Genomic DNA, 10,575 nt, shown 5'->3' with positions numbered 1-10,575 from the left:
AATTAGTTGTTTTGTGAAAGAACATTAAAGTAAACGTGCTCTAATATGGGTTCTGTTAGGTGGAACCCCTCTAACCTTTCAGATGAACATACCGTAATCTGTAATTGACGTTCAATGAGTTGCTGACTAATGACCTTGAAGGTGGTTTGGTAATATTCCAATTCACTTTTAACAATAGATTTTGACCAAATCTTACCTTGTAGCTCTTCAATTAATGCCTTAGGCTTTCCTGTTTTCAAGATTCTACCCTTGTTCATAATGGTCATTTCAGAACAGAGATTTTTTACGTCTTCAACTAAATGAGTTGACAAAATGACAATGACTTCCGTACTAATATCACTTAAAAGAGTGTTGAAACGGTTACGCTCTTCGGGGTCTAACCCAGCCGTTGGTTCGTCTACGATGATTATTTTAGGATTTCCCAATAAGGCTTGCGCCACGCCAAAACGTTGTTTCATTCCACCCGAAAACGTATGAACCTCTTTATCTTTAAAATGCCATAGATTCACCTTTTCCAACAGGTATTGAATCTGATTTTGACGCTCTAATTTGTTACTAATACCTTTTAAAATGGCAATATGGTTCAATAAATCATAAGCATTTACTCTTGGGTACACCCCAAAATCTTGTGGTAAAAACCCTAGGTTCTTCTTGATATAATCACTTTGCTCGACTATATCTATATCATTAAACTCTATGGTGCCCGAAGATGGTTTTTGTAACCCTACTATAGTTTTCATTAAGGATGATTTACCGGCACCATTGGGGCCCAATAGACCAAACATTCCATTTTTAATGTCCAGGGAAATTCCATTAATGGCGTTGTAACCATTCTTATAGGTAAGATTAAGGTCTGTAATTTTTAAACTATTCATATTGTTCGTTTTTGATTGACTATTTATGGTTTTAGTTTTGGTTTTTTCGCAATCTTTCTATTTCTATTTGAAAATCATCTTCTTGCCCCAGCTTATATCTTTTAGAAACTTCAACCCCAAGCAGATAGGTATCAATTGCTTTGTTCTTTTGATTTATTTTTTCATATAGCTGTGCCAAATAAGTCAGAAGTCCGACGTACACCGGGTAAGCTTCAGTCGCCCTTTTAAGCACCGTTATGGCCCCTTTATCATTCTCATTATCGACCAATGCCGAAACAAGTGTAAAATAATCTTCAGCAGGTCTTCTTGCGGTTTCCCCGTATTTATTCAAAAGTTGCTGTTCGGAATTTTGGAAGCTTTCTTCACTAAAATTATTGACTAGGTCATCGCTGATTTTTAAATCTGAAAACAAGAACTTGAGTCCATTATAATTGAGGAGCATCCGGGATGCCATATGCCCTTCATCACCAACCTCTTCGTGTAACCACCTGAAGTTCTTTGGAGTTTTCTGTTTTACTACCTCAACATACCTGATTAGCTCTTCCCGCATTCCCCAACCGTCTCCACCACCAATACCAAAGTAAACGGTTTTATTCAGGCTCCCATCCGATTGGAAAAAGGTTTTTGCCTGTTCCGTCATTTCTTCCCCGTTCCACCAAAGTGCTGGGGCTTCTATAATGAAAGCATCAAAGAGGTCAGGGCTTTCCATAAACGCATAAACACTGAACAAGCCTCCTAAAGAATGGCCTTCTATTATCCGATATGGATGCGTTCGATAGTTATCATCCACAAAGGGAATCAATTCTTCTTTTAGAAACTCAAGAAATACGGGAGCACCTCCACTTTGTGATATACCCTTATTTCCAACACCGCCATGTATACCCTGTCCTGCCTGAGAAGGAGTTAAATCTCTATTTCTATCTAAGCTCTCTATACCCACTACAATTATGGAAGGTATTAAACCTGATTCGGTCAAATGCTCCACTGTTCCAACGGTGTGCTTTATATTTTGTAAACCATCCAATAAATATAATACCGGGTAGTTAAATTGGGTTTCTTCATAACCGTGAGGTAATGAAATAACAATAGGACGCTCTTCATTCAAAATATCTGACTTGATTATGTGCTGTGTACCCAAACCCAATAGTCGATTATCATCGGTCATTTCAATCTTACGGGCCAATTGTCCATATGATTTTACTGTAAGCAACCCCACAATGAACAAGAATGTCAAAATATTCAAATTACTCTTTTTCATTCCGTTATTTTTTTCAATCGTTTGTATGATGTGGTGGCACCTTTAGTTAGCATGTAAATCGTAATTCCTACCTCCCCTATGGCGGCAGCAAAACCAACTATCAAAGCGGTATAGGTTTCATATCCAGAAAAATTGAAGTTTCCGAAAGTTTCTATCAGGTATCCTAAACCAGAACCCAATAACAACCCGCCAAAGATTTTTGGAAATACGTTAGACTAATAGATAAGTATGCCCAGTAAAACACAGTGAATACCAAAAAATGCTCCGGCAATCAGATAGCCATAATGGTGCGCTTCCATTAGCAGGCTACTCACTTCCTGAAGTTGCCCATCACTAAAAGAACCAACCAAAACATTAGAATCCAATACCTCTACCGCCATATAATGATTTAGAAGGTTGAAACTTCCTATGGCAGGATGGGCAATGAGTCTAAAACTCGAACCTATTAGAGCGATACCTTTGTGAAAGGGCTTAAAAATTTGATATAAGCATACGGAAATGACTACATCGAATAAAAATGCAATAAGGTCAGTGGTAAGCCCAAGCTTAAAAAGAGTTTTATTTTGTAAAATATTTTCAGCTGTTAAAAAGGCATCTTCAGGCACTACCAAAGTGCCCCGAACATAACCTTGGCTAAACCCTGCGCAAATAATTACAATCAAGTAAAATAAACCGGTAAGACGTATCAGCTTTAAACTGACAAATGAGTTGATGCTCTCCATCGCTTCTTAGTATTTGCTATTGAAAGCAAATTTCTAAGAGATGAGCGACCATTTTTTGACTGATTGTTCCAAACAATTGACAATTGAGGACAATTATTATTAATTAGCCTTACGGTATTGATTTGGGGTGCTTCCTGTCCATTTTTTAAATGCCCTATTAAAAGCACTTTGTTCAGAGAATCCGGTTAAAAAAGCTATTTCTCCAATAGATCGTGAAGAATTCGATAGCAAACTAATGGCTGTTTCTTTTCGGTTTTTTTGAACCAAATCCCTAAAAGTTAAATCTCGATCGGATAGTCTCCTTTTTAGGGTTCTTCCGCTAATTCCTAAATAGTCACCAATCTGAGTTAAGCTTGGAATGCCACTTGCCATCGATTCTTTAAGAATTTTATTGATTTCTTCGGTAAGTTCATCTTCCTTTTGAGATAACTCTTTCTTTTCCTCCTCCATTCTTTGGGTTAAGAAATCATGGATAAACCTATCGGCTTTAAGCGTAGTAATTTTAAGAGTTTCGGCATCGAAAGTTATGGAGTTCTCTTCAGCCTTTGAATATACAGGACATCCGAAATATTCTGTAAAATCTTTAATATTAGTAATGTTATGCTTAAAACAAACCTTCACAGGTTTTATCTGTTTTCCTGTTGCTTCTTTAATCACATCAAGCAACATTACAAAAGGCGCCTCAATAGTAGTTTTAATGCCTTTTCTGTAAATATCCCTATCTAAAGTCAGTGAAATTGTAGACGTCCCTTCGCGTAAATCAATGCTTCCTTCATTGGTTACCAAAACCATATAACGCCTAACATTTCTCAAAACATCTATCGCCTGTAAACAGGTTCTCCATGACAAACCTAACGTACCGTAATCGGTAGTTTTCAATTGCTTACCTTGCCTTAATCCAAAATTTGGCGGCAAGTTTTCTTCTGCAAGCTCATATACCTCTAGAAGCGAAGACATTGGTACATATGTGCCAGTCTTGTTTAAAGGATAATGTTCTCCCAATAATTTGGGAGACAATCCTTCTCTCAATGCTAATTCAATCGCTTTTATGTAAATGGATGAAGAAACAAACGGCATAATTCAATTATTCAATTAGTTCACTGAGGTCATTGCCAGTTAATAGCTTCACATTTTTCGTAATCTTCTCAATACTCCAATTCCACCATTGTAAATTTAAAAGCTGTTGAATCTTTTCCTCATCAAATCGCTTTCGTATTTCTTTTGCAGGATTTCCGCCAACAATGGAATATGCAGCTACATTTTTAGTCACTACGGATTTGGTCGCAATAATAGCACCATCACCAATTGTTACACCTGGCATGATGGTGGCATCATGTCCAATCCACACATCGTTCCCGATGATGGTATCACCCTTACTTGGATAGCTTTTACCTTCCATAGCATTTTGCCAATCCCCGCCAAATATGGCAAAGGGATAAGTTGTTATTGCCTCCGTAAGATGATTTCCTCCATTCATTATAAAAGTAGCACCGGAAGCAATCATGCAGAATTTTCCAATAATTAGCTTGTCCCCAATAAAATCGAAATGGTATTTTACATTTTTTACAAAATTCTGAACATCTTCAAAATCGTCATAATAGGTATAATCTCCCACCTTGATATTAGGGCTTTTAATAATATTCTTTAAATAGCAAAGATTGTCATAATGCTTTAGTGGGAATATTGAATTTGCATCAGGGATTTTCATTTGTTTAAATTAAAAAAACCTGAGAATATTAAAACCCTATTAAGTTCGAAAAACCTATTAAGTTAAGACCGGATCAAATCGGTAATGGTGTAATTATTCGAAAAGGGTTTCGAAGAATAACTATTGTAACTATTAGAATTTACTTTGAGGTGAATAAAGTCCATTCTTTTTTAAATGAATAAAAAAAACCAGTAAAAAAACTTTACTGGTTTTCATTTAATTGTCGGGGTGGCAGGATTCGAACCTGCGACCTCCTGCTCCCAAAGCAGGCGCGATAACCGGGCTACGCTACACCCCGAAGGTTATTTTTATTTGGAAAAAAGCGGAGAGACTGGGACTCGAACCCAGGCAGCACTTACGCGCTGACAGATTAGCAATCTGCTCCGTTACCACTCCGGCACCTCTCCAATATTAATTCTTTTAAGAACGTTGCCCAACCTCCGTCGGGCCAAAATGCGGATGCAAATGTACTTTATAGTATTCGAGTTAGCAAAATTTTATTTGCTTTTTTTTAGACAAGTTTACAGACCGCTCTTACTCAGGATATTCGACCCGAAGGTGATAAATATTTATCAACTTCTGCTTGAATATTTTTTTTATCGTCTCTATTTCCTTGAAAGTAATATCGGCGTTTAAAAACTGGTCTGCGTTCATTTGACCTGCTATGATTTTATCAACAAAGTCATTGATAATTGTAAAAGTCGGGTTCTTGAGACTTTTAGAGGCGGCCTCTACCGAATCTGCCATCATCAATATGGCGGTTTCTTTAGAAAAAGGCGTGGGGCCCGGATATCGAAATTCCTCTTCATCCGAACTTGGGTCGATTTCCTGTTGTTTTTTGAAGAAATAATAAACCAAGGTAGTACCGTGATGCGAGCGTATAAAGTCGATTACACGATCGGGTATATTGTTCTTCTTGGCAATTTCAATACCATTGATGACATGATCTAATATAATTTTACCGCTATCCTTCGGTAAAAGTTCATCATGCGGGTTGACATTGGTTATCTGGTTTTCGGTAAAATAGGTCGGGTTCAACATTTTACCAATATCATGGTACAATGCCCCTACCCTAACCAACATGGCGTTTGCTCCAATCTCATTGGCTGCTGCCTCTGCTAAATTCGCTACTTGTAAAGAATGGTGAAATGTTCCTGGGGCCTTATTCGATAATTCCTTTAAAAGCTTAGAGTTGGTATCTGAAAGTTCTAGAAGAGAAACATCGGATACCAAACCAAACAACTTTTCATATACATAAATCAAAGGTTGAACGAACAATGTTATCATACCGTTCAACAAAAATAATCCTAAGGTGAACCAGGCTATATTGTCTAAGTTTCCCTCGTGAATGATATGAAATGCTAAATACCCTATCACATAAATTAAGGTAATCTGTCCGACGGATATAAAAAGATTGGCCCTTTTATAAAGTTCGGAAACAGTAAGTATGGTAACAATACCTGCTACAATCTGAAGAAAGATGTATTCGAAACTATTGGGCACAACAAAACCCAAGACCAAAATGGTAAGTACATGAACAAACAGACCTAGACGGGCGTCAAAGAAAGTTTTAAGTATTAAAGGTAAAATGCATAGGGGCACCACGAATACAAAGCGCTCATCGTATTTCACCACCATGGTCGTGATAAAGACCATGAAAAGAATATTAAAAAATATAAAGGTGACCTTGGTGTTGTGCTCAAATATTTCTGGGCGATATTTCTTTAAAAACAGCAGTAGCATGATGAGTACCAACGCCACCAGAACGGTATAGCCAAATAAAATATAGTACTGATTATTGGCCGTCCATAGTTCAGATTCGTACTCTGATTTAAGCGAATTAAGTATCTCTAGGTTCTCTGCCTCTACTACTTCCCCTTTGGCAATTATTAGTTTTCCTTCATCAACCGTACCCCGTGTGTGCGATATTTTAGAAAGTTCATCCTCTAAAGCCCTTTCCGTCAATCCATCATCATAAAAAACATTTGGTTTAACCAAATCAAAAAACAACTCCTGAAAATCATTGTTGAAGTCATCTAGGCGGTTTTTTCTTAAAATATCTAGTATTACATCATCGATATTAGGAAGCTTCCATATTTGGTTTGAATTGATTTTTTTAGCCTCGTTATGCTTAATCAGATAGGTTTGTCCGCCGCTGGGCCTTGAGTTTGACTTCATTAAGATACCCCTACCGTAGAGAGTATCAAGTATTTCTTTTCCTGCAGATTTAAGTACCACCAATTCATCTGCATCGTACTCCCCGCCCGGAAATGCATCTGAAAATTTCCCATCAAATTGTTCAAAGACCTCTGCCTGAATAGAACTATCGAACCGATAGTAATTATCTTGACGGCCGCGCACTTCTTTCTGCTCATTGGCAATCTCCTCAGCTCCTTTTTTTATGGAAAAATCAAAGGGAGCATACAGATTTTCGTATTGCCAAGGTTTTCCTTTTTGAAACTCGTATTTGAATTTACCGCCTTTAGGAAAGAAGAAAACAATGCACACTACCGATACCACATAAAGAAAGTATTTGTAGATGAGCGATTGGTTCTTAAAAAGGTTATCAAGAAATGTTCGCATACTGGTAGTATTGGTACCAAAAATAGAAAATTAAAGTGTGTATTTAGCTTTTACCGAGAGGCCACTTAACATTACTCTTTAATTTCTTAATTTCGCAGGAACAAATTTGTATAATGAAAGAGGTTGTAATTGTTTCTGCAGTACGAACACCGATAGGAAGTTTTATGGGAGCCTTATCAACGATATCCGCTCCAAAGTTAGGTTCCGTAGCCATCAAAGGGGCATTGGGTAAGATTAAGTTATCTCCTGAAATGGTCGATGAAGTGCTAATGGGCAATGTTGTGCAAGCCGGTACGGGCCAAGCCCCTGCGCGACAAGCAGCGCTCTTTGCTGGCATTCCTGAAAGCGTACCTTGTACAACCATTAACAAGGTTTGCGCCTCGGGCATGAAGGCCGTAATGCAGGCGGCTCAAGCAATCGCATTGGGCGATATTTCGGTGGCCGTTGCCGGCGGAATGGAAAATATGAGCTTGATACCTCATTATGTATATATGCGAAACGGACAAAAATTCGGCCCGACCACTTTGGAGGATGGGATGCAGAAAGACGGACTTGTCGATGCGTACGACCAAAATGCCATGGGGGTATGCGCCGATGCCTGTGCCGAAAAATATAATTTCACCCGCGAAGATCAAGACAAATTTGCAATTCAATCATACCAACGTTCAGCGGAAGCATGGAAAAACGGAAGCTTTGATGATGAAATAATTCCCGTAGAAGTACCTCAAAGAAGGGGCGAGCCGATACTTTTCTCTGAAGACGAAGAATTTAAAAATGTAAAAATCGATAAGATACCTCAGCTCAGGCCCGCATTTTCAAAAGACGGAACTGTTACTGCCGCAAACGCTTCCACTATAAACGACGGCGCTGCAGCACTAGTTCTAATGAGCGAGGAAAAAGCTAGGGAACTGAATCTAAAACCCTTGGTTTATATTAAAAGTTATGCCGATGCTGCCCAAGAACCTAAATGGTTTACGACTGCTCCCGCAAAGGCATTGCCAAAAGCACTTTCTAAAGCAGGCCTGGCAATTGAAGACATTGACTTTTTTGAATTTAACGAAGCTTTCTCCGTTGTTGGGCTCGCGAATCTCAAACTATTGGGTCTGACCGATAAAAATACCAACGTCAATGGTGGTGCCGTTTCCTTGGGCCATCCGTTGGGTTGCTCCGGTGCTAGAATTTTGGTCACATTGATCCATGTGCTGCAACAACATAATGCAAAATTAGGTGCGGCAGCTATTTGCAACGGCGGTGGCGGGGCATCTGCCATAATTGTTCAACGTTCTTAAAACCGTATTTCCACCTTACGACCAAATGCAATACGGTATTAGCCACCTTAGTATAGTTTCAATCAGAACGCAAGCCAACGACTCATCAGAAATGGTTACCCAACTATTATATGGCGACCATTTTAAAGTTTTGGAAGAGCGCAAATTCTATAGTCGTATTAGGGTCGCTTTTGATAAATGTGAAGGTTGGATTCAAAATCAACAATTTACTTTCATTGACGAATCGGCTTACAATGAAATTGAAGGTAGTGAAAGCTCAAAACTATCTTGCGATTTAGTATCTTTCATTGAAGCCAAGGATTCTATACTTCTGCCCGTTGTCTTAGGTTCGTCAGTAGGTATCGCCGATAGGTTAGCCCATAAGTTCGAAGGAAGTTTTTTCGATTGTAAAAAAGAAAAAGACAGCTTGGTTCAAACAGCCCTTCTATATCTGAATGCTCCCTTTTTGTGGGGAGGTAAAAGTCCTTTTGGTATTGATGCCTCTGCCTTCACCCAAATGGTCTATAAAATAAATGGCTACAATTTGCTTAGAAAGGCTTCTGAGCAAGCTAGACAAGGCCAAGCCTTAAGCTTTATTGAAGAAAGTGAAGCGGGCGATTTGGCGTTCTTTGATAATAATGAGGGAGAAATTTTTCATGTGGGCATCATTATGGAAAATAACTATATCATACATGTAGACGGCAAAGTTCGTATCGACCGTTTAGACCACACCGGTATTTTCAATACGGAAACCTCAAAATACACTTATCAACTCAGGGTAATCAAACAGATAGTTTAGTTCATAATTTATTGGAGCAAAAAAATCCCTTCGAAATATCGAAGGGATTTTTCTATTATAAGAATATGGATGTGCTTACTCGCCCATCAATTTCTTGATTCTCATGAAATTTTCATTGTCACCCATAGCGCCGTAAATATTCTTTAACTGGGTAAGAATACTTTGGTTATCAGGATTCGTTTTAAGTGCATCTTCTAAAACAGTAGCACCTTCCATGAAAAGGTTATCTTTTTTCTCTTTCAACTCATCGTATTTAGCTACGTCAGCTTTCGAGTTGCCTAGACTGTTCATCTCGTCAATCAAAGAGTTACCTTCGTTCACATAGGTAGTAGAAAGGTTCAACTGTGCATTGGTGTAACCAGGATTGATTTCTAAAGCTTTTTTGTAAGAAGCCCTAGCCTCTAGAAGGTTACCTTGCTCCATATTGATTACCCCGATGTTGTAGTGCAAATCTGGGTTATCAGGAGCCATAGCAGCGGCTTCAGCCATCAATTCCTTAAACTTTTCTTTATCACCCAATTTATAGTGAAGATTAGCTTCGTTTAAAACCAAGTTCACATCTTCAGGATTGCTTTGACGTGCAGCTTTGTAAGCTTCAAGAGCTTTATCATCTTTACCTAATTGGGTATAGATAAGAGCAGTATTCTTGACGATTTCAGCTTTTTTTGAAGGAGTGTTTTCATCAATCGGATCTTTATAAGTACCTGATTTCACCATCAAATCTCTCTGGTTCTTATCCATCTCTTCAACTTCCCCAGTTTCTACGTTGGTAGCTTTATAAACTTTACCACTACCATCATAACCGATTTCTTGAAGTTCTTCGTAAAATTTCAAAGCTTGCTCGTAGTGACCTCCGTTAACGGCACTACTTGCTGCATAGTACAAATAAGAAGTATCCTGTGGGCTAATTTTATAGCTAGTATACAATTTATCGGCAGCCTCCTTAAACTTTTTGTTTCCATTATCCTCAACAGCAGAGTTTACCAAATCAGCACTCAAAGCTCTCATATGCTGTTGGGTCTCATCGGAGTATTTGCTTTTTCCGCTTGCCTCCTCAACCTCTAAAACTTTTTGAAAAGAAGATGCAGCTTCTTCAAAAGCACTGTTATCGCCTTTTTTTGCCAAATCGGCATAGGCCTTACCTCTAGTAAAGTAATATTGAGCTTGTAGTTTCTCATCAGCTCCGGCAATAGAACCGGATACCGCATCCAAAGCTGTCTTGGCAGCAGTGGCATTTCCGTCCTTTAAAGCCTTCTCCGCCGTTTTAATTTCACTCTTTTGTGCAAAGGCCGCCATTGAAAAACATAGGCCCGCAACTATTAAAAATTTATTCTTCATTTTCTAATCAATTAAATAATTTGT

At 38.5% G+C, this 10,575-nt stretch carries 8 protein-coding genes, 2 tRNA genes and 1 pseudogene; 2 read left to right on the top strand and 9 right to left on the bottom strand.

Annotation, left to right across the window (positions count from 1 at the left end):
• Positions 1–2 precede the first annotated feature (2 nt).
• The 8 genes and pseudogenes from D1013_RS08225 to D1013_RS08190 form a co-directional block, all read right to left on the bottom strand.
• On the bottom strand, positions 3–875 hold the full coding sequence (locus D1013_RS08225) for an ABC transporter ATP-binding protein (protein ID WP_121848372.1): 873 nt from the start codon (positions 873–875) through the stop codon (positions 3–5).
• 31 nt (positions 876–906) lie between these two features.
• A complete protein-coding gene (locus tag D1013_RS08220; protein WP_121848371.1) occupies positions 907–2,133 on the bottom strand; it encodes an alpha/beta hydrolase-fold protein in 1,227 nt (408 codons plus the stop codon).
• Positions 2,130–2,855 (bottom strand): annotated as a pseudogene (locus tag D1013_RS08215) (DUF4386 domain-containing protein). Before D1013_RS08215 ends, D1013_RS08220 begins: the two are co-directional and overlap by 4 nt.
• Before the next feature lie 99 nt (positions 2,856–2,954).
• Positions 2,955–3,932: an AraC family transcriptional regulator gene (locus tag D1013_RS08210; protein WP_121848370.1), complete on the bottom strand. Its 978-nt coding sequence runs from the start codon at positions 3,930–3,932 to the stop codon at positions 2,955–2,957.
• Positions 3,933–3,939: 7 nt separating this feature from the next.
• Positions 3,940–4,563, bottom strand: coding sequence for a CatB-related O-acetyltransferase (locus D1013_RS08205; RefSeq protein ID WP_121848369.1), 624 nt, complete (start codon positions 4,561–4,563; stop codon positions 3,940–3,942).
• Positions 4,564–4,786: 223 nt separating this feature from the next.
• Positions 4,787–4,861: transfer RNA gene (locus D1013_RS08200), tRNA-Pro, on the bottom strand.
• A 25-nt stretch (positions 4,862–4,886) separates the two neighbouring features.
• Positions 4,887–4,970: transfer RNA gene (locus D1013_RS08195), tRNA-Ser, on the bottom strand.
• A 127-nt stretch (positions 4,971–5,097) separates the two neighbouring features.
• Entirely contained in the window at positions 5,098–7,146 is a 2,049-nt protein-coding gene (locus tag D1013_RS08190) for an HD family phosphohydrolase (RefSeq protein WP_121848368.1), read from the bottom strand.
• A gap of 113 nt (positions 7,147–7,259) precedes the next feature.
• Here D1013_RS08190 and D1013_RS08185 point away from each other — a divergent pair, with 113 nt between their 5' ends.
• On the top strand, positions 7,260–8,435 hold the full coding sequence (locus tag D1013_RS08185) for an acetyl-CoA C-acyltransferase (protein WP_121848367.1): 1,176 nt from the start codon (positions 7,260–7,262) through the stop codon (positions 8,433–8,435).
• 25 nt (positions 8,436–8,460) lie between these two features.
• A complete protein-coding gene (locus D1013_RS08180) occupies positions 8,461–9,213 on the top strand; it encodes a C40 family peptidase (protein ID WP_121850661.1) in 753 nt (250 codons plus the stop codon).
• Positions 9,214–9,288: 75 nt separating this feature from the next.
• Here D1013_RS08180 and D1013_RS08175 read toward each other — a convergent pair whose 3' ends face one another.
• Positions 9,289–10,551, bottom strand: coding sequence for a tetratricopeptide repeat protein (locus D1013_RS08175; RefSeq protein ID WP_121848366.1), 1,263 nt, complete (start codon positions 10,549–10,551; stop codon positions 9,289–9,291).
• Between the last annotated feature and the right edge of the window lie 24 nt (positions 10,552–10,575).

It is taken from the genome of Euzebyella marina (genome assembly GCF_003687485.1).
Lineage (GTDB): Bacteria > Bacteroidota > Bacteroidia > Flavobacteriales > Flavobacteriaceae > Euzebyella > Euzebyella marina.
This window is presented reverse-complemented; position numbering and strand designations above follow the sequence as displayed.